Here is a 21,444-nt window from a genome sequence, read left to right as displayed (position 1 = left end):
GGCGGTGTGCAGGCCGGGGAGGCCTTTGTCACTCAGATTGGCGAGGCGCCGCGCCTCTCGTTTAGCGCACCATCGATCACCGCGACCGCGCCCTCGCTCAATCTTGAGGTTCCGCGGCCAGATTTGCCAATGACCGAAACGCTGCTCGCCGATTTCTCCAGCTACGTGCTGCCCACCGCGCAGCCGGGCGCCAGTCTCGCGACGATCCTGCAGAGCGGCAGCGGCAATCTCGGCGGCATTTTGCAGACCGGCGACGCGAATGGGGCACTGGTATCTCAGACCGGCGACTATAATTCGGGGCACGTGCGCCAGTCGGGTACGTTCAATTCCGCCGCCGTCTATCAGATGGGCAACGGCCGCTCCGGCGCCATCTCGCAATCAGGCAGCGGCAACCGTGCACTGATCTACCAGAGCCGCTAGCCGCCAAAAGTTGGCAGACAGATCATCAATTCGTGACGATCGCTAAGGGCGCGCGGGCGACTGCGTGCCCAAATTTGTATGTGGAAAACTGTCGGCAATGGTCTGCCGACTTCGCGTGCGCCGAATGCAAGACGTTTGATGATCCTTATCATCAGTATTTGAGTGTCGTTGTCATAGAAATATGCGGTATTTAGGCAACTATATGATGCGCGAATCTGTCAAATATGCCGCATATGTTGCTTAACAAATCATTAAGAACTAAAAACTCCCTGTCGATTGGGGCGGCAATCAATGCCTGTCTTTCGTCATCGCGTGTGCGTCGCCGCGCGATAGCTATAGAGTATTCCACAGGGAGAATATCTATGCGTTTGGTAAGTATGATAGTGGTGGCAACCGCCGCCATGACTGGCTCTGCATTCGCGACTGACGCGTTTATTGGCCAGGTTGGTGACGGCAACGAGGGCTTCAATGTTCAGCTCGGCCAGGTTTCCGGTTTGCCGTCCACCGCCGTGATCTATCAGGAGAACGACGCGACCACGACCAATGGTCACAATGCGCTCCAGGTGCAGATTGGTCCCGACAACTACGCCTACACCTATCAGGCGAGCGACTACTACGACCACACCGCCGCAAGCTGGCAGGACGGGACTGGAAACGACTCAATCAATGTTCAGCTGTCTTCCGGTGACAGCGGGGCCGATACCGACTTCCAGGCGGTGACGATTCAGCTCGGTGACAACAACACCGCGGTGAATTGGCAGGATACCGCCGACTACGGATATTCCTTCAACCTGACGGCATCGGCACCCAGCCTGGAGCCGACCTTGGGCGGTGCTGGCGCTGGGCAGTTCCTGAGCGTCGGGCTGCCTTCGGGATTCACCTTCGATTAGTGATCGTCAAGAGCAGTCGGGCGGCGGCGTGGTCGTCGCTCGACACCGCTCAAGGGGGAAGTCGACATGAGACCCGCGCCCATTCTCGTTGCGCTGGCAATTTCGCTCGTCGGCTCGGCTGACGCCAGCGAGGCCGTCATCGAGCAGGTACCGGAAACGGCGCGCACAGCCGAGTGCGCACTTTGCTACAACGCGACCGAAGAGCAGGCCGCCGCTGCCCGAGAGCAGGGCATCGACTATTACACAGCGGCTGGTCCGCCGAATGTCGTCAGCACCATTCAAGTGGGGAGCGACAACGTCGCAGTGGGCGTGTCGCTCGGCGAGAACAATTATATCGGCCAGTTTCAATTCGGCTACGGCAACCACTCCACCGTGGGTGTCATCGCAGACGATACCAGTGTCGCGGTCGTGCAGCATGGCGACAAGCTGCAGTCCAACCTGTTGATCTGGGGCAATCCGGGCGCCGCGATCGCCGTCTATCAGCCGGAGGGCTCAGATCCCGTCAATGCCGCGATCCTGACGGCAGACGATGGCACACAGGTCATCTTCCCCGGCAATGCAACCACCGTAATCCGTCAGTAGGAGTAGAGTTCATGCGTATCTTCAGAACAGCCGTACTAGCGCTGGCGATTGCTGGCCTCGCCGGGGCGACGACGGCCAGTGAGCTAGTCTACAAACCGCTGAACCCGAGCTTCGGCGGCAATCCCAATATGGCGGCTTGGCTTTTCGAAATTGCCTCTGCCCAAAGCCTGTTTTCCGGCACTGGCGGTGGCGGTGGCGCCGATTTCGGCGGCGGCATCGGTGGGCCGGTCATCATCATCAATCCCAACGACAGCGAGGTCGATGCACCGGGGGATGAGTCGACGGATACGACCCCTTAGTCCGGGTATCGGACGGGGAGATGCAGAGAGAGTGTGTGTAGGGGTGGGAGTAGTGCGTTGCGTAATCTGACAATCGGCATGAAATGGGCGATCATCGGGCTGGGGCTGACCGTGGTGACGGGGTGCGCCTCCACGGTCGGCACACAAGGGGTCATCGAGGCGCGGTTGGAGACGCGGTCTGCCGTCGCCAGCGTATTGGATGTCGTGCCGCCGCCCGCTCAGGCGGTCTCCGTCGCCGTCTACGACTTTCCCGATCGCACCGGCCAGTTTGCCCGCAACGACGATTTCGCGGAATCGTCGCGCGCCGTCACCCAGGGTGCCACATCCATCCTCATCGATGTCCTCAAGCGGGCCGGCGGGGGCAAGTGGTTCGAAGTCGTTGAGCGCGAGGGCCTGAAGTCGCTGATGACGGAGCGAGACCTGATCCAGCAGACCCGCGCCGCCTATCAGGGCTCTGGAGCCGAGCCGTTGCCCGCGCTGCGTTTTGCGGGTGTGATCCTCGAAGGCGGCATCGTTGGCTATGACAGCAATGTGTCGACCGGAGGGGCAGGGGCGGCCTACCTCGGTATCGGCTCCAACGCCGAGCACCGCACCGACATCGTCACCATCAGCCTGCGCGCCGTCAGCGTCTCGTCCGGCAAGGTGCTGACCTCGGTGACCACCACCAAGACGATCTATTCTGTCATGGTGCGAAGCGGACTGTTCATGTACGCGGCCGCAGACCGGATTGCCGAACTGGAAGGCGGCTATTCGCGCAACGAGCCGCGGCAGGTCGCGGTGCGCGAGGCCATCGAACTCGCCGTGGTGTCGATGATCGTTCAGGGTGTCGAGACCGATCAGTACAGCTTCGCCAATGCCGCCGCAGGCAAGGCCTTCATCGGTGCCTATCGCGCTCAATACATCGAGCCGCGCCTTGGGGTGAACGCCAAGCGCTACGACCGCAAGACCGCCATGCTTGACACACTGGCCGAAAGGCCCAAATCCGCGAAGCCGTGAGGTTGGGGTCGTGTGGTATTATTATACCCCACAGCTAACGTACTGTTTTATAGGTAATAAATCTTTCTGCTTGACGGGTTTCTGCGGCCTTCGTATATCGCGGCCACGAAATGCCGGGCGCTCACACGCCCAAGGTCAAGGAAGAAACAATGAGCACCTACACGGCCAAGCCCGACGAGATCCAGAAAAAGTGGATCCTCATCGACGCCAAGGACCTGGTGGTGGGCCGTCTCGCCTCCATCATCGCCATGCGTCTGCGCGGCAAGCACCTGCCGACCTATACCCCCAACATGGACACCGGTGACCATGTCGTCGTGATCAACGCCGACCGCGTCAAGCTGACGGGCAAGAAGCTCGATCAGCGTCGGTTCCACTGGCACACCGGTCATCCCGGCGGCATCAAGAACCGCACCCAGCGTCAGCTGCTCGAGGGCCGTTTCCCCGAGCGCGTGCTGGAAAACGCCGTGCGCCGCATGATCCCCTCCGGCCCGCTCGGCCGCAAGCAGATGGGCAATCTGCGCGTCTATGCCGGCGAAGCCCACCCCCATGAGGCGCAGCAGCCCGCAAAGCTCGATGTTGCCGCCTTCAACTCCAAGAACGTGAGGGTCAAGTAATGGCCGAGACCATCAACTCGCTCGAAGAGCTCGGCACGGCGTCGACCACCGTCTCCGAAGAGAACCCCGCAATCGTTTATGAGCAGAAGCTCGATGCGCAGGGCCGCGCCTATGCGACCGGCAAGCGCAAGAACGCCATTGCCCGCGTCTGGATCAAGCCGGGCAACGGCAAGGTCACCGTCAATGGCCGTGAGCTCGAAGTTTTCTTCGCCCGCCCGGTGCTGCAGATGATCCTGAAGCAGCCGATCGTCGCGACCGAGCGTGTGGACCAGTACGACATCGTCGCCACCGTCTCCGGTGGTGGTCTGTCCGGTCAGGCCGGTGCCGTGCGTCACGGGATCTCCAAGGCGTTGACCCACTTCGAGCCCGAACTGCGCGCTGTGCTCAAGAAGGGCGGCTTCCTGACCCGCGACAGCCGCGTCGTCGAGCGTAAGAAGTACGGCAAGGCCAAGGCCCGCCGCAGCTTCCAGTTCTCCAAGCGCTGATCTGCAGCCGCTTGCAAATCCGAAAGGCCCGCCTCGTGCGGGCCTTTTTCTTTTGACGGTCTCTCCCGGGTTACGCAGGGGCGCCATCGTCTGCGCGCCTCGCCCGGAAGGCCCCGGCGACCAGTGTGGCAGCGGCGAAAGAGACCACGGCAACATTGACGCCCGGACCCGCCATCAAGACTCCGAAAATCGGTGCGCCGACGGTCTGGCCCACGGCGATGGTCAAAAAGCCGACCATGAGCCCGGTTGCAGGCCGGTCGGGCAGGGCATGTGTGCCCCAGATGAGGTAAACCCCCGTCAACATCACGTAGGCCGCGCCGAAAACGGCACCGCCAACCAGCGTGGGGATGGGCCCAAGGCCGAGGCCGACCGCCAGTATGCTTGCCGCCATCAGACCCAGAAAAGCCCAGTGAACGTGGTCGAGACCGAATTTCCCGACGAGCGTTCCCGCCAGGGCGCCAACCAGTCCCCCGGCGCCGATGCATGTCCACAGCAAGCCGGTCCCTGTCGCTCCCCAGTCCAGTTGGTCCGCGACGAGCTGGCCGCCGAAGGACCACAGCGCCGTGCTCGCGGCGCCCATCAGGAAGGATGCCGAGACCAGGCGCAGGACTGGCCCTGTCAGCGGCGGCAGACCGCCCGGCCGGCCGCTGCCCGAGGCGGCGGGAAGCGACATCGCGGCTGCGACGGCCATGACCAGTGCCACGGCTGCGAAAGCGCCGAAGGCCAATCGCCATTGTCCCATGATGGCGAGCGCGATCGGCCCCGACAGTGCCACGCCCGCGCTCACGCCGGCATTGATGACCGTATTCGTCAGGTCCTGCCGGCCTTTGCTGACTGCCGCAGCGACCGCAGCGGCCATGGGCGGCGAGGCAAGGCCCGTGCTCGATCCGGCAACCACCACGGCAATCGCCAGGATCAGAGGCGACGGCGCGAGCGCGATGCCCGCCGTGCCGATCGCCGCAACCAGGGCGGCGCCGACCGCGACGGCGCGCGCGCCGAACCGTTCGGTCAGGATGGACGATGCGACGATTGCCACGCAGTAGCCGGCGAACGAGCCACCCGAGATGATCCCGCTGACGGCCGTGCCGATCCCCAGTTCGTCGTCGATCTGCGGCAGAAACAGGCCGAAGGCGAAGCGGGCAAATCCATAGCAGACGGCGATGAGCGCAAAGCCCGTCGCACCGATGCGAAGGGCGGGGCTCATGCGCGCGTCCTCTCAAGCAGAATGGCCGCCGCCGAGCGTGCTGCACTGACAGCCTCCGGTCCGCGATAGACCGCCGCGTGGGTCGCCCCCTCGAAAAGGACCAATACCTGCTCTGCGAGCACGGGGTCTTCGCGTCCCAGGTCCATCGCGACGACCTCGCCGACCCGTTGTTGGAAGGCTGCCTTGTGCAGCGCTACCGCCTCGGCAATCTCAGGCGTGTCGCCCCCGGTTTCAGCGCGCGCGCGCAGGAACAGGCAGCCCCGACACCCTTCCACCCGGACCCAGTCCTCGAGCGCGGCAAACAGGGCGTCGATGCTGTGCACCTCGAGCCGGGCCATGAAGCGCCGGTCCCGCTCGGTCAGAACGCGCGCCATCAGCGCGGACTTGCTGCCGGCGTGCTTGTAAAGCGTGCGGCTCGACATCCCCGCAGCGTCCGTCAGCCGGTCCATGCCGGTGGCTGTATAGCCGTGCCGGTCGAACAGCCGCTCGGCGGCGTCAGTGAGTTTGCTGGCCATATCCATGCGGACTCCTCGTGCATCCATCGGTCCAATGTAAAACGATCGTTTTACATTTCAAGGTGGCAGGGACCGTGCGTGGCCTTTTCTGCAAAGCTGCCAACCGCGGGGCCGGTCCAATGACCGCTGTTCTCGTCGATGAGAGGCATTCGTTTTCGCAGGAAGCCGGAATCGATTTCTTGCCTTTCGGCCCGAAGCACTGGATTTCCAACGTGGTTTTGCCTATCGCTGAGGCAGTACAAGAGGCTGAGGAGCCGGACCGTCACAGTGGTAAAGTCCGTTCTCATCGTCACCGACGCCTGGCGCCCGCAGATCAACGGCGTGGTGCGCTCGATCGAGCGGATCGTCGAGGAACTGGAGCGCCGCGGCATTGCGGTCACCATGCTGACCCCGGCCGACTTCAAGACTTTCCCCATGCCCGGCTATGGTGAGATCCGCCTGTCGCGCACGCTGATGGGCCCGGTTTATGCCCGCATCGAAGCGGCAAATCCCGACGCCATCCATATCGCCACCGAAGGACCGCTGGGCCTCATCGCGCGGCGCTGGTGCCGGCGGAACCGGTTCCCGTTCTCGACCGCCTATCACACCCAGTTTCCCGAATATCTGCGGGCCCGCCTGCCGGTGCCTCTGCGCGTCAGCTACCGCTTCCTGCGCTGGTTCCACGGCGCGGCTAGCCATTGCCTCGTCGGCACGCCGCACCTGAAACAGCTGCTCGAGCAGCGCGGCTTCCGCAATGTCGATATCTGGCAAAAGGGCGTCGACACGGCGCTGTTCAACCCGGCGCGCCGCAAGTCATTGCCCCACGCCGGGCCGGTGTTTCTCTACGTTGGGCGCGTCGCGGTCGAAAAGAATGTCGAGGCCTTTCTCGACCTCAAACTGCCCGGCACCAAGCTGATCGTCGGCGGCGGGCCGGCACTCGAAAAGCTGCGCGCCGCCTATCCTGAAGCGGTGTTCGTTGGACCGAAGGAAGGGGAAGAGCTCGCCGGCTATTTCGCCTCCGCCGACGTCTTCGTCTTTCCCAGCAAGACCGATACCTTCGGTCTCGTGCTGCTCGAATCGCTGGCCAGCGGCACGCCGGTTGCCGCCTATCCGGTCACTGGACCTCTGGACGTCATCGGTGATGCCCCCGTCGGCGTGCTAGACGAGGACCTCGGCCGTGCTGCCACCGCCGCCCTCGAGCGCCCGCGGGACGGCTGCCGCAGCTATGCGGAGGGCTTTTCCTGGTCGGCCAGCGCCGACCAGTTCCTGCGCTTTCTCCCATCGGCTCGTGCCAGCTAATTCGTCTTGACGCTAATTAGATGAATGACTAAATAAAGGCCGACAACGACACGTATCGGCTTTTGATGGGTATCAACGCGGTCTTCGAAGCGCTCTCGCATCCGGTGCGGCGCGAAATTCTGCGCCTCTTGCGCGATGGCCCGCTCAGCGCCGGCGAACTGGCGGCCCATTTCGAGATCAGCAAACCGACGCTGTCAGTGCATTTTGCCAAGCTCCGCGAGGCCGAACTGGTCGATGTCGAACGGCGCGGGACGCGCCTCATCTATCACCTCAACCTGTCGATCCTGGAGGAGGCCCTGTCCGGCCTGCTTACATTGAGAGAACCCAAGCCATGAGCGATCACCTGACAGCAGATGGGAACCAGCCAGAGACCCGCCCCACCATCCGCTTTTTCACGCCCTTCCGCGCCGTATTGGTCGCTATCACGGTGATCGCTGCGATCTATGGCTTTGCGACCATTCCCGCCGGCGCCACTCTGCCGACCCACTGGAACGTTCGGGGTGTCGCTGACGGCTGGTTGCCGCGCGATATCGCCCTGATCCTGCCGGTCCTGCTGATTGCCGCGACCTGGGGGGTCGTGGCGCTGACGCGCCGCTTCGCCAGTCCCGAGCAGTTGGCGGCAGGCCGTCACGTCCTTTCGGCCAGTATTTCCACGGTGTTGATGGTGTTTGGCGCCCTGCAGGTCGCCGTGGTGCTCATCGGCAATGGCATCGCCGTCGATCCGGTCCGCGTTCTCTGTGCGGTCCTGGCACTCAGTTTCATGGTCATCGGCAATGCGCTGTCGAAGTCGCGCCCCAACAGCTATGCCGGCATCCGTATCCCCGCCACGCTGCGCAGCGAAGCCAACTGGCGCGCCACCCATCGCCTCGGCGGCGTACTGCAGATCGCAGGTGCCGTCGTGATGCTGGGGGCTGCAGTCTTCGTGCCCACCGCCCAGCTGCTCTTCTGGATCCTCGGCTGCACCATCATCCCGATGCTTGTAGCGGTGCTTTATGCCGTGCAACGCGACATGCGCTCCCGCTAAGCCTGATCGCTGCCCTTGACCGGCGCCATGGCGACAAACTATTTCTCGACGACACGTTCTTTGGAAACGGTTGGATGACTCAGGGAGTAGCAGCGCTTAATGCCGCCGCCGGTTTTGCCGGTGCCGCAGCCATGCGCGCTCGGGCCGCCGCTCTCTAGCTCTCCCCACTGGGCCGCAGCGCGGCCGGGGAGGGCGGACAAAAGTAAGCCATCCGGGGCTTTGCGGCCCTTAACCGAGTCAAAACCATAATTCCGCGACAATCGCAGCAAGACTGGACGATCTCAGCTAATGCGCAGTCGCGGTCCACGAGGCACCCAATGAACGAAGATTTCCATCGCATCCGTCGCCTGCCGCCCTATGTGTTCGAGCACATCAACCCGATCAAGGCCAAGGCGCGCGCCAGCGGCGTCGACATCATCGATCTGGGCATGGGCAATCCTGACCTGCCGACGCCCCAGCATATCGTCGACAAGCTCAAGGAGACGGTGAAGGACCCGCGCACCCACCGCTATTCGGCGTCCCGCGGCATTCCGGGCCTCCGCAAGGCGCAGGCGAGCTATTATGGCCGTCGTTTTGGCGTCAAGCTCAACCCCGATACCCAGGTCGTGGCGACGCTCGGCTCCAAGGAAGGCTTCGCCAATATGGCGCAGGCCATCACCGCACCGGGTGACGTGGCGCTGTGTCCCAACCCGACCTATCCCATCCATTCCTTCGGCTTTATCATGTCGGGGGGCGTCGTGCGCTCCATGCCGGCCGAGCCCGATGAGAATTTCCTGCGCGCGCTCGATCGCGCCGTGCGCCACTCGATCCCCAAGCCGATCGCGCTGATCCTCAATTATCCGTCGAACCCGACGGCCTATACGGCGAGCCTTGATTTCTACAAGGAAGTCGTCCGCTACTGCCGCGAGCATTCGATCTTCATTCTGTCCGATCTGGCCTATTCGGAGATCTATTTCGACGGCGAGGTGCCGCCTTCGGTGCTCCAGGTCGATGGTGCCATGGACATCGCCGTCGAGTTTACCTCGATGAGCAAGACCTATTCCATGCCCGGTTGGCGCATGGGCTTCGCCGTCGGCAACGAGCGCCTGATCGCGGCGCTGACGCGGGTCAAATCCTACCTCGATTACGGCGCCTTCACCCCCATCCAGGTGGCGGCAGCCGCGGCCCTCAACGGGCCCGACAACGTCGTCGACGACGTGCGTGAAATCTATCTCCACCGCCGCGACGTGATGGTCGAGAGTTTTGGGCGCGCCGGCTGGAAACTGCCGGTGCCCAAGGCGACCATGTTCGTGTGGTCACCGATCCCCGAGCAATACGCGCATCTGGGGTCGCTGGAGTTCGCTAAGCTGCTGATTCAGGAAACCGGGGTGGCCGTCGCTCCGGGCGTCGGCTTTGGCGAATATGGCGATCAGTATGTGCGTCTGGCGCTGGTCGAAAACGAGCAGCGCATCCGTCAGGCGGCCCGGAACATCAAGAAGTTCCTCGCGGCCGCCCCGACGCATGGCAATGTCGTGCCGATCAAGGCCTGATCGGCGCGACCAATTGTTTGGGGCCGGGCCCTTGTGCCCGGCCTATTCCTGTCCGGTGGTGATTTCGAAGTCGGTGAACTCGACCTCCACGGGATCGGCAAAGCGTTTGCCGTTCTTCTTGTCGTGCCGCATGAAGCTCGGCGGCGCGATCTTCACCCGCACCGTATACCGACCGTCGCCCGGCACTTTCAGGTTGATGCCATAGTGGTAGAGCCCCGGGTGCCACAGGAACGGCACGGTCACCGGGCCGATCTCCTCTCCATCGGGTGACGTCATCGTCGCGGTGATATCCAGCGCCGGGATGAACCGGTGATCGCCCGCATCGGCGACCGAGACTTCGAGATGGCAGTTTTCTTCGTCCGGCTCGCGCCAGACCAGCTCGCCGCCCTCGAGATGATACATGCCCTCGGCGCGCTCCTGCGCGATGCCGATCAGGTAATCTCCTTCGGTGGTTTTCGCGCCATTGTCAGCAACCTGTTCGACCATGTAGCTCAGCGATCGCTGATAGGCTGCGCCTTCGTCTTTCGCCATCTGCAACTGCTTGATGTCGGCCTCGTCACTGGGGCGCTCTTGGGTGTGATCTGCCACGGTCTTCTCCTGTCGTTTGGCTTCACTGGCCAAACGCGCTGGAACCGGAATGTATCCCGCGCCACCCCGAAATGCGGTGTCGAAGGCCCTTGCCTTAAAACATGATTAGAACTATCCACTTTCGAAACGATCCGAAGGTGATGCTCATGATTTTTCGACTTGTCGCTGCCGCTATGGCGCTGATGATGACGTTCCCGGCCGAGGCGCAGGAGTTTCCCGTCACAATCCCGCATGCCTTCGGCGAGACCACCATCCCGGCCGCGCCCCAGCGCATCGTCACCTGGGGCTGGGCGGCTCAGGATGCGGTCATCGCCCTTGGCGAAGTGCCGGTCGGCATCCCGTTCTTTGACTATGGTGGCGACGAAGAGGGTGGCCTGCGCTGGACGCGGGACGCGGTGGCCGACATGGGCGCGGCCTTCCCAACCATCTTGCCTATGAGCAATGAGCCGCCTGTCGAAGCCATCGCGGCCCTCAAGCCAGACCTCATTCTCGCTGTCTATTCGGGTCTGACGGCCGAGCAGTATGGTGTTTTGAGCCAGATTGCGCCGGTCGTCGCCTATCCCGATGCGCCGTGGTCGACCTCTTGGCAGCAGACCATCGCGATCACCGGGGCCGCTCTCGGCAAGCCCGAAGCCGCGGCGGGCCTCGTCGGCGACCTCGAGCAGTTCATCACCGACGAGACGGCAAAATACCCCGAGGTCGCGGGCGCAAGCTTCGCCGGCATCGCCGAATACAATGGCGAGGTGGCTGTCTACGCCGGTCTTGATTCGCGCATGAAGTTCCTCGAGGACGCCGGGCTCGTGCTGGCGCCCAGCGTGACCGAACTTGCGCAGGGGGAGAACTTTTACTTTTCGCTGAGCTATGAGCTTTTCGACCAGTTGAAGAGCGACTTGCTGATCTCCTATTTCGAAACGCCTGAGGCCGATGCGGCGTTCTTTTCCAACCCGGTGGTGGCGGCCCAGCCGCAGGTGGCCGCAGGTGCGGTCGCCCACGTGGTCGGCGCCGAACTGATCAACGCCATCTCTCCGCCCAGCGCCCTGTCGCTGCGCTGGGGCTATCCCAAGTACATTGCGCTGATCGCCGAAGCCGCACGTGCCGCGGCCGCTGAATAAGCCGGTCAATCCAAGCTTCGTCGGCAGGGCATGGCCGCTCTGCCGACTCTCCTATTGACTGATAGGCCAATTCCTACTTCAACCCTCCCGGTCTAGACCGGAGAGCGTCCAATGTCCGATATGCAGTCCTTCCGCCAAGCCGTCGAAAGCTTCATTGCCGCGCGCGGCTGGACCCCCACACGCTTCGGCCGGACCATCGCCGGTGATCCGCTGTTCGTCTTCGACCTGCGCGAGGGCCGCGAGCCGCGCTCGGAAACCCGCACGCGCATTCTGAAGGCCATGCAGGAGCAGGCCGATTCGGGCGCCGAGACGCCGCTGCGCATTGGTGTGGCCGGGCTGGGCAATGTTGGCGCCACGCTGGTGCAGATCATCCAGCGCGACGGCGAGGAGCTGACCCGCAAACTCGGTCGCCAGATCGTTGTCACCGCCGTCTGCGCCCGTTCGCGCAGCCGCGATCGTGGCATCGACACCTCCGAGCTCGCCTGGTTCGATGATCCGGTGGCGCTGGCCAAGTCGGACAAGATCGACCTGTTCGTGGAGCTGATCGGGGGCGAGGATGGTCCGGCGCTGGCCGCCGTCAGTGCGGCACTCGAACTCGGCCGACCCGTGGTCACCGCCAACAAGGCGCTGCTCGCCCGGCACGGCGTGGCGCTGACCCGCATCGCCGAAAATGCCGACACCCAGCTCGGCTTCGAAGCCGCCGTTGCCGGGGGCATTCCCGTCATCAAGACCCTGCGTGAGGGCCTGGGCTCGGCCCGTGTCGCCCGCGTCTACGGCATCATGAACGGCACCTGCAATTACATCCTCAGTCGCATGGGGACCGAGGGCATCTCCTTTGCCGATTGCCTCGCCGATGCACAAAAGCTCGGCTATGCCGAAGCCGACCCGACCTTCGACGTCCAGGGTTTCGACACCGCCCACAAGCTCGCCATTCTCTCCAGCCTCTGCTTTGGCTGCGAAATCGCGCCGGACGAAATCTTCGTTGAAGGCATCACCACGATTTCGCAGGCCGATATCAAGGTGGCCGATGACCTGGGTTACAAGATCAAGCTGCTCGGCATCGCCCAGCGCAACGCCGATGGCATCGAGCAGCGCGTGCACCCCACCATGGTGCCCAAAGCCTCGTCCATCGCCGGCGTCGACGGCGTCATGAATGCGGTGGCGCTGGAGACCGATCACGTCGCCCAGCTGCTGCTCGCCGGACCCGGCGCCGGTGGTCCGCCGACGGCGTCCTCGGTACTCTCGGACATTCTCGACATCGCCCGCGGCACGCATGTGCCGCCGCTCGGCGTGCCGTCCGAAGAGCTGACGCCCTATCGCCAGGCGTCCATGCGCGCCCATGAGGGCGGCTACTACATCCGACTAAATGTTAGGGATGTCCCGGGCGCGTTTGCGTCTATTGCTTCATGTATGGGTGCGGCGGGCATCTCTCTCGAGAGTGTCATCCAGCGTCCTGATCTGCGTGTTACGGAGCCTGGACTTGCGGGAACCGACACGCGCACCGTGGTGTTGCTCACCCATTCGACGCTCGAGCAACAGGTGCGCGATGCACTTGCGCAGATCGAAGGTGACGGCTTCACTGCGGGCACGCCGCAGATGATCCGCATCGAGCAGTTCTGATACTAACGCCCCTGCCGCGGGGCAGGGGGAGCCATGAAATACGACAACGCCGAAGCCGAACGGTCCCGCGCGGTGATCGATCGCAGCCTGACGCTCGAACTGGTGCGCGTCACCGAGGCGGCGGCCATGGCAGCCGCCGAATGGCGCGGCAAGGGCAATGAAAAGGCTGCCGACGCCGCTGCAGTCGAAGCGATGCGCGCCGAAATGGGTCGCGTCCATATCGAGGGCCGCATCGTTATCGGCGAGGGCGAGCGCGACGAAGCGCCCATGCTTTTCATCGGCGAAGAGGTGGGGGCCGGCGACGGCCCGCAGGTCGATATTGCCGTCGATCCGCTCGAGGGCACGACGCTGTGCGCCAAGAACCAGCCAGATTCGATCTGCGTGTTGGCCATGGCCGAGCGCGGCGGACTGCTGAACGCCCCTGACGTTTACATGCACAAGATCGCCATCGGCGCCGGCTATCCCGAAGGTCTGGTCGATCTCGACCAGAGTGCTCTGGAAAACGTCAATGCGCTGGCCAAGGCCAAGGGCGTGCCGGTGAGTGAAATCACCACCTGCGTGCTCGACCGCCCGCGCCATGGGCAATTGATCGACGATCTGCGCACTGCCGGTTGCGCGGTCAAGCTGATCTCGGACGGCGACATCGCCGGCATCATCCACGCGGTGAACACCGAAGACACGGGCATCGATATCTATCTGGGCTCCGGTGGGGCACCCGAGGGCGTTCTGGCCGCGGCGGCGCTGCGCTGCATCGGTGGCCAGATGCAGGGCCGCCTGATCCTCGACACCGACGACAAGCGGGCGCGTGCCCGCAAGATGGGCATCACCGAACCCGACCGGAAATATCTGACCAACGAGCTGGCCTCGGGCGACGTGCTTTTTGCCGCGACCGGCGTCACCGATGGTAGCCTTCTGCGCGGCGTGCGCTACAAGACCAACGCCATCCGCACCGATACCGTGGTGATGCGCTCCTGGAGCCAGACCGTGCGCTGGATCAGCGCCGAGCACCGCCGCTGACGGGCAGGGGCACCCTCGCGGTGCCCCACACCTCAGCGTTTGCACGCTGTTCCGGCGCCGGCCAACAGCATTTTCGTCGCCGATGCAACCGCGCATTGTCGGGCAAAAGCGCTTCTTTTGCTCGACGTCGGCCCCGTCTGTCTCTTAGCTCAGCACCTGATGCAGGAGCCCCGCCAACCCTTTCTCGATGTCGTCAGGTCCGTGCAGGGACGCATGTGGGTCGATCGGCTAGATGCGGCCGCCACCCGCACGGCCACTGCCATCGGCCAGCGTACGGCGCTGTCCGAAATTCTGGCCCGCATCGTCGCCGGCCGTGGCGTGACGCTCGATGAAGCCGAGACCTATCTGCAGCCCACCATCCGCGAGTTGATGCCGGATCCCTCGACCCTCGCGGGCATGGACGAACTGGCCGATCGGCTCGCCAAGGCGATTACCGACAGCGAGCCGGTGGCGCTGTTCGGGGATTATGATGTCGACGGCGCCGCCTCCTGCGCGCTGATGACCCGCTATCTGCGCCATTTCGGCCTCGAGCCGCAGGTCCATATCCCGGACCGGATTTTCGAAGGCTACGGGCCCAATACTGCGGCGATCGACAAACTGGTCGAGGGCGGCGCCAATCTCTTGATCACGCTCGACTGCGGCACCACCAGCGACGGTCCCATCGCCCATGCGCGAGGCCGTGGCCTCGACGTGCTGGTTATCGATCATCACCTCACCGAGCATGAGCTGCCGCCCGCCACCGCTCTGGTCAATCCCAACCGGCCCGACGACATCTCGGGCCTGGGATATCTGTGCGCAGCAGGCGTGACCTTCATGGTGCTGGTCGCCACCAATCGCATCCTGCGCCAGCGCGGCGACATCGGCCTGCCGGATCTGATGGGGTGGATCGATCTCGTTGCCCTCGCCACCGTTTGCGATGTCGTGCCGCTCAAGGGGCTCAACCGCGCATTCGTCGCCCGAGGCATCGAAGTGGCGCGGCAGGGCAGCAATGTCGGCATTGGCGCGCTGGCCCTGGCGGCGCGGCTTTCCGGCCCACTCAATCCCTATCACCTGGGCTTCATGATCGGCCCGCGCATCAACGCCGGCGGCCGCATTGGCGACGCCGCGCTCGGCACGCGGCTGCTAGCGCTCGATGACGAGCAGCAGGCCATGCTGATCGCCGCCCAGCTCAGCGACCTCAATACCGAACGCCAGCGCATCGAGATCGAAGCGGTGGAGGAGGCCTGCGCCACCGCCGACGCCGAAATCGGCAATGGCGAGGGCCCACCGGTGCTGGTGCTTGCTTCGGCCAACTGGCACCCCGGCGTCGTTGGCCTTGTCGCGGCCCGGCTGCGCGAACGTTTCGAGCGGCCGGCCTTTGCCATTGCACTCGGTCCCGATGGCGGCGGCACCGGCTCGGGCCGCTCGCTGCCCGGCGTCGATATCGGCCATGCGGTCATCGAAGCCGTTGATGCAGGTCTGGTGGTCAAGGGCGGCGGCCACGCCATGGCGGCCGGCGTCACCCTGCAGCAGGGCCAGATCGGCGCCTTCCGTGCCCATCTCGCCGACGCGCTTGGCGCCGACGTCGCAAGGGCCCGCGCGGCAAAACTACTGTCGATCGATGCAGCCATGACCACGCGCGGCGCCACCGTCGATTTCGTCCATGAGATCGAGAGGGCAGGGCCCTTCGGCTCCGGCTCGCCGCAACCGGTCTTCGCCTTTCCCGCGCACCGGGCCCGTTTCCCCGATGTCGTCGGCAAGGGCGGGCACGTCAAATTCACCCTCACCTCGGGCGATGGGGCGCGGCTCAAGGCCATCGCCTTTCGCGCCGCCGATACCCCGCTGGGCCAGCTGCTGCTGTCGGCGGGCAATGATACCTCACTGCATTTGGCCGGCACGCTCAGCCTCGATCACTGGCAGGGGCGCGAGGAGGTGCAGTTTCGCGCCATTGATGCCGCCGATCCGCGAAACTTGTAACGAAATCCGCCCGTTGCTGACGACGACGATCAACTGAAGGACGAAACAATCCAAATGTCGCCGACCACCGCCGTCATCGGTTCCGGAATTTCCGGCCTCTCCTCAGCCTGGCTGCTCGGCCTCACACGCGATGTGACGGTGTTCGAAAGCGCCGGACGCCTTGGTGGACACAGCAACACGGTGATGGCGGCAACGCCCGATGGCGAGGTCCCGGTCGATACCGGCTTCATCGTCTTCAACGAACAGAACTACCCCAACCTGTGCGCCCTGTTCGACGAACTCGGCGTCACCAGCGCCCAGAGTTCGATGAGCTTCGCCGTCTCGGTCGGCGCCGGGCGGATGGAGTATTCCGGCGAACATCTCAACGGCCTGTTCGGCCAGCGGCGCAACCTCATGCGCATCGAGCACTGGTATCTCGTCGCCGACATCCTGCGCTTTTTCCGCGAGGCCGAGCGCCAGGTCGCCGCCTTGCCCAAGGGCGCGACCATCGGCGAGTTTCTCGCCAAATACGGCTATTCCCAGGTCTTCATCGAAGATCATATCCTGCCGATCTCCGCCGCCATCTGGTCGACCCCGGCGCGCTCCATGCTGGAGTTTCCGGCAGACAGCTTCGTCGCCTTTTTCGCCAATCATGGCCTGCTGCAGGTCAACGACCGGCCCAAGTGGCGCACCGTCACCGGTGGCAGCCGGCAATATGTCGAGCGCTTCGCCGCCAGCGGACGGTTCAAGACCGTGCTGAATGCCGGCATCGCCTCGGTCATCCGCCACACCACCGGTGCTGAGATCATCTTCGAAGACGGCAGCCGGCAGCATTTCGACGAGGTGATCTTCGCCTGCCATGCCGATCAGGCGCTGGCCCTGCTCGCTGATCCGACCGATGACGAGCGCCGTTTGCTGGGCGCCTTCCGCTTCACCGAAAACCGTGCCGTGCTGCACACCGACGCCCGCTTCATGCCGCGCCGCAAGCGGCTGTGGAGCTCCTGGAACTATCTGCGCAGCCATCATGGCCCCGAGGAAAAGCTCTCCCTGAGCTACTGGATGAACAAGCTGCAGCCGCTCAAGACGACCACCGACATCTTCGTGACGCTCAACCCCGGGCACGAATTTGCCGAGGGCTCGGTGCAGTATGACGTCACCTATGAGCACCCGCTGTTCGATCGGGCCGCAATGGACGCGCAGCGCGATATCTGGCGCATTCAGGGCGTCAACGGCACCTGGTTCGCTGGCGCCTGGCTCGGCTATGGCTTCCACGAGGATGGCCTGCAGTCCGGCCTTGAGGTCGCCGAACGCCTTGGCGGGGTCGAGCGGCCCTGGAACGTTACCACCCCGCGTGGCCGGGTTGCGCACAACTGGGCGGACGCCGAGGACGTGCTGTGGGCAGCGGAGTAACCCACCTCGGCGCCATCTATGAGGGCGACGTGGTACACCGCCGCGCCCGCCCCAAACGCCACCGGCTGAGCTATCGCGTCTTCTCGATGCTGGTCGATCTCGACCAACTCGAGGCACTCGAGCGCGGCTTGCGCCTGTTCTCGGTCGACCGCTTCAACGTCTTTTCGCTCTACCGCAAGGATTTCGGCGGCCATGACCCCGCCGAGGCACCGGGGGATTTCATCCGCGCCAAGGCCGCCAGCCTCGGTATCGCCGATCGCGTGCACCGCATCCGCATGCTGGCCTATCCCCGCGTCTTCGGCTTCGCCTTCAATCCGCTCACCGTCTACTTCGTCGAGGATATCGAAGGCCGCACGATCATGCTCGTGCACGAGGTCCACAACACCTTCGGTGAGCACCATTTCTACCAGTCTTTGGTCGATGGCGACGCCCCGACGCTGACCCATGCAGCGGACAAGGCCTTTTACGTCTCGCCCTTCAATACGCTCGACGGAAAATACCGCTTCGCCATCCGCCCGCCCGGCGACGACGTCTTCCTCGGCATCGTTCTCACCACCGAGGATGGCCCCCTTTTGTCGGCGCATTTTTCGGCCCGAAAGCGGGAGCTGACCGACCGGACGCTCTTGAAACTCGCGCTTGCATATCCACTTCTGGCCGGTAAAGTGCTCGCCGGAATTCACTTCGAAGCGCTGCGTCTGTGGCTCAAGGGGCTGCCCTTGACTCTGGCTCTCAGGCGGATGCATGGCAGAGCGCGTGTGGCGCGGCGTTAGTCTGGATAGTTAAAATGGATAAGCTTGCGATCGAACCGGCACCATCGCCGTCGACGTGGACAAACCTGCTTTCGACCGTCGCTGGCTGGTTCGGCCAGCGCCTGATCGGGCGCCCCAAGCATGGCGCGGTCACCGTTACTTTCCCCAATGGCCAGTCTCGGACCTATGGCGACCCGGCAACCGGGGAGCACGCCAGCATCCGCCTGCGTAATTTCGCCGTCCTGCCAAAAACCCTGCGCCGCGGCACGGTCGGTTTTGCTCAGTCCTATATCGACGAGGATGTCGAGGTCGACGATCTCACCACGCTGTTCCGCTACTTCCTGCAGAACCGCGAAGTCCTCGATAACGAAGAGGGCTCCTGGTACGGCCGCGCCGCGCAGGACATCAGCTATCACCTGTCGCGCAACAACACCAAAGAGGGCTCCAAGAAGAACATTTCCGAGCACTACGACCTCGGCAATGACTTTTACTCAGCGTGGCTCGACAACACGATGACCTATTCCTCGGCGCTCTATACCGCCGAGGAGCAGGCCCTCGACGAGGCGCAGCGCAACAAGTATCGCCGGGTGGCGGAAATGGCCGGGGTCAAACCCGGCTCCCGCGTCCTTGAGATCGGCTGCGGCTGGGGCGGCTTCGCTGAAACCGCCGCCAAGGACTTCGGTGCCGAGGTTTATGGCATCACGCTGTCGGCCGAGCAGCTGAAATTCGCCACCGAGCGCATGCGCCGCCAGGGGCTCGACAATCTGGCGACCCTGCATTTCGAGGATTATCGCGACACCAAGGGCGAATTTGACCATGTCGCGTCGATCGAGATGATCGAGGCCGTGGGTGAAGACCATTGGCCAAGCTATTTCCGCACCGTGCATGACCGGCTCAAGCCCGGCGGCACCGCCGCCATCCAGGCCATCACCATCGATGAGCGCGACTTCAATGACTACAAGGCGCGCCCAGATTTCATCCAGCGCTTCATCTTCCCCGGCGGCATGCTGCTGACCAAGCCGGCCATGCAGGAGCAGGGCGATCGCGTCGGGCTCGAGCTCGAAACCATCGAGCATTTCGGCCAGTCCTACGCCCGCACGCTCGCCGAGTGGCGCGAGCGCTTTCTCGAGCGCTGGGACGATATCAAGAAGCTCGGCTATACCGAGGAATTCCGCCGCAAGTGGGTCTATTACCTCAGCTATTGCGAAGCGGGCTTTTCCGAGGGGTCGATCGACGTCGGCATTTATCAATACCGACGCCCGATCTGATCAAACCGGTCTAGAGCCGCCCAAGCACCGCATCACGATACATCTGGGTCACCGCCGGCCCGTCTACCGCGACGCAGATCTGCTGCTCGGCCCGGCCCTGGCGGGTGTCGCCGATGATCGTCTGGCCGATGGCCTCGCCCGCAGTGATGACGCCGAGCTGTCCGCGCTCGACCGTGTAGAGGTCGGGTTGCAGCGCATAGGCGACGGCGCTCCAGTCGTGCACGAAAAAGCCGTCGAACCCCAGCCGGGCATTGTAGAACTTCTGGTAGTGCGCCGAGACGTCGCGCACGAACTCGCCATCCGCACCGCCCTCGGCGGCAAGCCCGTCGACATCGGCGGCCGTCATCACGGTCTCTTCGGTCACGTCCAGCCCGACGATGGTCAGCGGCCAGCTGGCACCGAAAACGATGTCGGCTGCACTGGCATCGCCCCAGATATTGGCTTCGGCCACCGGGGTGACATTGCCCGAATGCCCGTTGCGGCCATAGGCGCCGCCCATCACCACGACCTCTTTGACGAGGCTGGCGATCTCCGGGTCCTGCTGCAGCGCCAGCGCCAGATTGGTCATCCGGCCGACCGCGATCAGCGTGATTTCGCCGGGTTCGGCCCGCACCAGATCGATAATCAGCTGATGCGCCGAACGCGGGTCGACGGTCGCGCTCACCTCGGGGATCGCGATATCGCCCAGCGCGTTGTCGCCATGCACGAACACCGGCGGCGGATCCGCCTCGCCCACCAGCGGCTTGCCGGCACCCTTGGCCACCGGCGCATCGAACCCGAACAGCTCTTTCAGATACAGCGCATTGTGCGTCACCGTATCGATCGCGCCATTGCCGAACACCGTCGTCACGCCGCGCAGCGCAATCCCGCTGTGCCGTACGATGGCCAGCAATGCCATCGCGTCATCGATCCCCGGATCCGTGTCAAAGATCACCTTCAGTGCCATAGTCGCGTTGTCCTCTTTTTGCAGCGCGCGACTATAGCCATGGCGGCGCCGAACGCTACTCCTTCGGCATCATCCTGTCGGTAATGGCGAAGAAAATGGGGTAGGGGAGCATACGCATCAGCTTCATCGGCCACGCCAGCCGCTTGGGGTAAGCGATCTCGAAGCGGTCCGAGCCGAACAGGCCGTCTAGCGCCCGGCGGGCCGCCTCCTTGGTTTCCATCAGGAACGGCATGGGGAAGTCGTTCTTTTCCGTCAGCTCGGACTTGAAGAACCCGGGCGCGATCATCCGCACCACGACGTTCCTGGGCTTGAGTTCGGTGCGCATGGTTTGCAGCAGGCTGATCAGCGCCGCCTTGGTGGCGTTATAGCCTGCTGCCCGCGGCAGGCCGAAATAGCCCGCGACCGATGAGATCACCGCGAACTGGCCGCCGCCCTGGCGCTCCATCTGGGACACCACCGGGTTGGCCATGCCCACCATGCCCATCAGGTTGGTCTCGACAATCTTGCCGAATTTCTCGGGATCGTAGTCGCCGACGTCCATCGGTTCCCAGGCGGCCGCGCCATAGATAAACAGGTCGATCCGTCCCAGCTCCGAGGCAACCTGCGCCACCGTGTGGTCCACCGCGGCGCGGTCGGTCACGTCCAGGGGATAGATTGCGATGTTTGGGTTGGTGCCCCGGACCCGCTCCAGCTTTTTGACCGTGCGTCCCGAAATCGCCACCGTCCAGCCGCGCTCCACCAGTTGATGCGTCATCTCGGCGCCGATACCGGAGCCACCGCCAATGATCCAGGCAATACCATTTTGTGTCTTCATGAACGTAGCAACGGCTCCCCGATCAAAACTGATCCAACTTGTACCCGAAATTATCCACCGGCGTGGAGGAAGCTGTTAGCGCAGCCTGCGAATGCGGGTTTGCCGCTATGTGCAGCGCCCAAAAGCCATGCACACTCGGGGTCTGGGAG

23 protein-coding genes are annotated in these 21,444 nt (G+C 63.8%); 18 read left to right on the top strand and 5 right to left on the bottom strand.

The genetic code is table 11. The annotated features are described in order from the left end of the window. The first annotated feature begins 129 nt into the window (after positions 1–129). The 7 genes from ACN0TK_RS12745 to rpsI all read left to right on the top strand — a co-directional run bounded on the left by ACN0TK_RS12745 (position 130) and on the right by rpsI (position 4,286). Positions 130–420, top strand: coding sequence for a hypothetical protein (locus ACN0TK_RS12745; RefSeq protein WP_417309885.1), 291 nt, complete (start codon positions 130–132; stop codon positions 418–420). A 362-nt stretch (positions 421–782) separates the two neighbouring features. Beyond that, a complete protein-coding gene (locus tag ACN0TK_RS12740; RefSeq protein ID WP_417309884.1) occupies positions 783–1,310 on the top strand; it encodes a hypothetical protein in 528 nt (175 codons plus the stop codon). Between the two features lie 66 nt (positions 1,311–1,376). Continuing rightward, positions 1,377–1,892 (top strand): hypothetical protein, encoded by a 516-nt coding sequence (locus ACN0TK_RS12735; RefSeq protein WP_417309883.1) that lies wholly within the window; start codon positions 1,377–1,379, stop codon positions 1,890–1,892. A gap of 11 nt (positions 1,893–1,903) precedes the next feature. After that, positions 1,904–2,191, top strand: coding sequence for a curli assembly protein CsgF (locus ACN0TK_RS12730; protein WP_417309882.1), 288 nt, complete (start codon positions 1,904–1,906; stop codon positions 2,189–2,191). A 57-nt stretch (positions 2,192–2,248) separates the two neighbouring features. Beyond that, positions 2,249–3,187, top strand: coding sequence for a CsgG/HfaB family protein (locus ACN0TK_RS12725; protein WP_417309881.1), 939 nt, complete (start codon positions 2,249–2,251; stop codon positions 3,185–3,187). A gap of 149 nt (positions 3,188–3,336) precedes the next feature. Beyond that, the gene (gene rplM / locus ACN0TK_RS12720) at positions 3,337–3,801 is read left to right on the top strand and encodes a 50S ribosomal protein L13 (protein ID WP_417309880.1); all 465 of its coding nucleotides are present in this window, start codon (positions 3,337–3,339) and stop codon (positions 3,799–3,801) included. Beyond that, positions 3,801–4,286 carry a 30S ribosomal protein S9 gene (gene rpsI, locus ACN0TK_RS12715; RefSeq protein WP_417309879.1) on the top strand — a complete coding sequence of 162 codons (486 nt, stop codon included), beginning with the start codon at positions 3,801–3,803 and terminating at the stop codon, positions 4,284–4,286. Before rplM ends, rpsI begins: the two co-directional genes overlap by 1 nt. 70 nt (positions 4,287–4,356) lie before the next feature. On the opposite strand, the gene ACN0TK_RS12710 is transcribed toward rpsI, so the two are convergent. Both ACN0TK_RS12710 and ACN0TK_RS12705 read right to left on the bottom strand, forming a co-directional pair. Beyond that, on the bottom strand, positions 4,357–5,490 hold the full coding sequence (locus ACN0TK_RS12710; protein ID WP_417309878.1) for an MFS transporter: 1,134 nt from the start codon (positions 5,488–5,490) through the stop codon (positions 4,357–4,359). Further along, the gene (locus ACN0TK_RS12705) at positions 5,487–6,011 is read right to left on the bottom strand and encodes a TetR/AcrR family transcriptional regulator (protein WP_417309877.1); all 525 of its coding nucleotides are present in this window, start codon (positions 6,009–6,011) and stop codon (positions 5,487–5,489) included. The genes ACN0TK_RS12710 and ACN0TK_RS12705 overlap by 4 nt, the downstream gene beginning before the upstream one ends. 261 nt (positions 6,012–6,272) lie before the next feature. On the opposite strand from ACN0TK_RS12705, the gene ACN0TK_RS12700 reads away from it, so the two are divergent. From ACN0TK_RS12700 to ACN0TK_RS12685, 4 genes are all read left to right on the top strand, one after another. Continuing rightward, on the top strand, positions 6,273–7,283 hold the full coding sequence (locus ACN0TK_RS12700) for a glycosyltransferase family 4 protein (protein ID WP_417309876.1): 1,011 nt from the start codon (positions 6,273–6,275) through the stop codon (positions 7,281–7,283). Between the two features lie 65 nt (positions 7,284–7,348). Then, positions 7,349–7,618, top strand: a complete 270-nt coding sequence (locus ACN0TK_RS12695; RefSeq protein ID WP_417309875.1) for a metalloregulator ArsR/SmtB family transcription factor — start codon at positions 7,349–7,351, stop codon at positions 7,616–7,618. Next, entirely contained in the window at positions 7,615–8,307 is a 693-nt protein-coding gene (locus tag ACN0TK_RS12690) for an SdpI family protein (RefSeq protein WP_417309874.1), read from the top strand. Before ACN0TK_RS12695 ends, ACN0TK_RS12690 begins: the two co-directional genes overlap by 4 nt. Before the next feature lie 317 nt (positions 8,308–8,624). Continuing rightward, complete coding sequence (locus ACN0TK_RS12685; protein ID WP_417309873.1) at positions 8,625–9,836, top strand: LL-diaminopimelate aminotransferase; 1,212 nt, start codon at positions 8,625–8,627, stop codon at positions 9,834–9,836. A gap of 42 nt (positions 9,837–9,878) precedes the next feature. Here ACN0TK_RS12685 and ACN0TK_RS12680 read toward each other — a convergent pair whose 3' ends face one another. Then, positions 9,879–10,424, bottom strand: coding sequence for an iron transporter (locus tag ACN0TK_RS12680; RefSeq protein WP_417309872.1), 546 nt, complete (start codon positions 10,422–10,424; stop codon positions 9,879–9,881). Between the two features lie 146 nt (positions 10,425–10,570). Between ACN0TK_RS12680 and ACN0TK_RS12675 the strand changes: the two genes are divergently transcribed. The 7 genes from ACN0TK_RS12675 (at position 10,571) to ACN0TK_RS12645 (ending at position 19,535) form a co-directional block, all read left to right on the top strand. Further along, on the top strand, positions 10,571–11,536 hold the full coding sequence (locus ACN0TK_RS12675; RefSeq protein WP_417309871.1) for an ABC transporter substrate-binding protein: 966 nt from the start codon (positions 10,571–10,573) through the stop codon (positions 11,534–11,536). 279 nt (positions 11,537–11,815) lie between these two features. Then, on the top strand, positions 11,816–13,156 hold the full coding sequence (locus ACN0TK_RS12670; RefSeq protein WP_417309938.1) for a homoserine dehydrogenase: 1,341 nt from the start codon (positions 11,816–11,818) through the stop codon (positions 13,154–13,156). Positions 13,157–13,189: 33 nt separating this feature from the next. After that, the gene (glpX, locus tag ACN0TK_RS12665) at positions 13,190–14,173 is read left to right on the top strand and encodes a class II fructose-bisphosphatase (protein WP_417309870.1); all 984 of its coding nucleotides are present in this window, start codon (positions 13,190–13,192) and stop codon (positions 14,171–14,173) included. A gap of 159 nt (positions 14,174–14,332) precedes the next feature. Next, the gene (recJ, locus tag ACN0TK_RS12660) at positions 14,333–16,129 is read left to right on the top strand and encodes a single-stranded-DNA-specific exonuclease RecJ (protein WP_417309869.1); all 1,797 of its coding nucleotides are present in this window, start codon (positions 14,333–14,335) and stop codon (positions 16,127–16,129) included. A gap of 54 nt (positions 16,130–16,183) precedes the next feature. Beyond that, positions 16,184–17,518 carry an NAD(P)/FAD-dependent oxidoreductase gene (locus ACN0TK_RS12655; RefSeq protein WP_417309868.1) on the top strand — a complete coding sequence of 445 codons (1,335 nt, stop codon included), beginning with the start codon at positions 16,184–16,186 and terminating at the stop codon, positions 17,516–17,518. Beyond that, positions 17,503–18,288, top strand: coding sequence for a DUF1365 domain-containing protein (locus tag ACN0TK_RS12650; protein ID WP_417309867.1), 786 nt, complete (start codon positions 17,503–17,505; stop codon positions 18,286–18,288). The genes ACN0TK_RS12655 and ACN0TK_RS12650 overlap by 16 nt, the downstream gene beginning before the upstream one ends. Positions 18,289–18,302: 14 nt before the next feature. Then, positions 18,303–19,535 (top strand): class I SAM-dependent methyltransferase, encoded by a 1,233-nt coding sequence (locus ACN0TK_RS12645; RefSeq protein WP_417309866.1) that lies wholly within the window; start codon positions 18,303–18,305, stop codon positions 19,533–19,535. A gap of 10 nt (positions 19,536–19,545) precedes the next feature. On the opposite strand, the gene ACN0TK_RS12640 is transcribed toward ACN0TK_RS12645, so the two are convergent. Both ACN0TK_RS12640 and ACN0TK_RS12635 read right to left on the bottom strand, forming a co-directional pair. Beyond that, positions 19,546–20,481 carry a nucleoside hydrolase gene (locus tag ACN0TK_RS12640; protein ID WP_417309865.1) on the bottom strand — a complete coding sequence of 312 codons (936 nt, stop codon included), beginning with the start codon at positions 20,479–20,481 and terminating at the stop codon, positions 19,546–19,548. Positions 20,482–20,536: 55 nt separating this feature from the next. Beyond that, entirely contained in the window at positions 20,537–21,295 is a 759-nt protein-coding gene (locus tag ACN0TK_RS12635; protein ID WP_417309864.1) for an SDR family NAD(P)-dependent oxidoreductase, read from the bottom strand. Positions 21,296–21,444: the final 149 nt, after the last annotated feature.

The sequence above is a fragment of the Devosia sp. genome, from assembly GCF_048261455.1.
Classification (GTDB): Bacteria; Pseudomonadota; Alphaproteobacteria; order Rhizobiales; family Devosiaceae; genus Devosia_A.
This window is presented reverse-complemented; position numbering and strand designations above follow the sequence as displayed.

Coding starts and splice junctions, on each gene's coding strand:
- ACN0TK_RS12745 (WP_417309885.1), top strand. CDS start 130: ATGACCGAAACGCTGCTCGCCGATTTCTCCAGCTACGTGCTGCCCACC.
- ACN0TK_RS12740 (WP_417309884.1), top strand. CDS start 783: ATGCGTTTGGTAAGTATGATAGTGGTGGCAACCGCCGCCATGACTGGC.
- ACN0TK_RS12735 (WP_417309883.1), top strand. CDS start 1,377: ATGAGACCCGCGCCCATTCTCGTTGCGCTGGCAATTTCGCTCGTCGGC.
- ACN0TK_RS12730 (WP_417309882.1), top strand. CDS start 1,904: ATGCGTATCTTCAGAACAGCCGTACTAGCGCTGGCGATTGCTGGCCTC.
- rplM (WP_417309880.1), top strand. CDS start 3,337: ATGAGCACCTACACGGCCAAGCCCGACGAGATCCAGAAAAAGTGGATC.
- rpsI (WP_417309879.1), top strand. CDS start 3,801: ATGGCCGAGACCATCAACTCGCTCGAAGAGCTCGGCACGGCGTCGACC.
- ACN0TK_RS12710 (WP_417309878.1), bottom strand. CDS start 5,490: ATGAGCCCCGCCCTTCGCATCGGTGCGACGGGCTTTGCGCTCATCGCC.
- ACN0TK_RS12705 (WP_417309877.1), bottom strand. CDS start 6,011: ATGGATATGGCCAGCAAACTCACTGACGCCGCCGAGCGGCTGTTCGAC.
- ACN0TK_RS12695 (WP_417309875.1), top strand. CDS start 7,349: ATGGGTATCAACGCGGTCTTCGAAGCGCTCTCGCATCCGGTGCGGCGC.
- ACN0TK_RS12690 (WP_417309874.1), top strand. CDS start 7,615: ATGAGCGATCACCTGACAGCAGATGGGAACCAGCCAGAGACCCGCCCC.
- ACN0TK_RS12685 (WP_417309873.1), top strand. CDS start 8,625: ATGAACGAAGATTTCCATCGCATCCGTCGCCTGCCGCCCTATGTGTTC.
- ACN0TK_RS12675 (WP_417309871.1), top strand. CDS start 10,571: ATGATTTTTCGACTTGTCGCTGCCGCTATGGCGCTGATGATGACGTTC.
- ACN0TK_RS12670 (WP_417309938.1), top strand. CDS start 11,816: ATGCAGGAGCAGGCCGATTCGGGCGCCGAGACGCCGCTGCGCATTGGT.
- glpX (WP_417309870.1), top strand. CDS start 13,190: ATGAAATACGACAACGCCGAAGCCGAACGGTCCCGCGCGGTGATCGAT.
- recJ (WP_417309869.1), top strand. CDS start 14,333: ATGCAGGAGCCCCGCCAACCCTTTCTCGATGTCGTCAGGTCCGTGCAG.
- ACN0TK_RS12655 (WP_417309868.1), top strand. CDS start 16,184: ATGTCGCCGACCACCGCCGTCATCGGTTCCGGAATTTCCGGCCTCTCC.
- ACN0TK_RS12645 (WP_417309866.1), top strand. CDS start 18,303: ATGGATAAGCTTGCGATCGAACCGGCACCATCGCCGTCGACGTGGACA.
- ACN0TK_RS12640 (WP_417309865.1), bottom strand. CDS start 20,481: ATGGCACTGAAGGTGATCTTTGACACGGATCCGGGGATCGATGACGCG.
- ACN0TK_RS12635 (WP_417309864.1), bottom strand. CDS start 21,295: ATGAAGACACAAAATGGTATTGCCTGGATCATTGGCGGTGGCTCCGGT.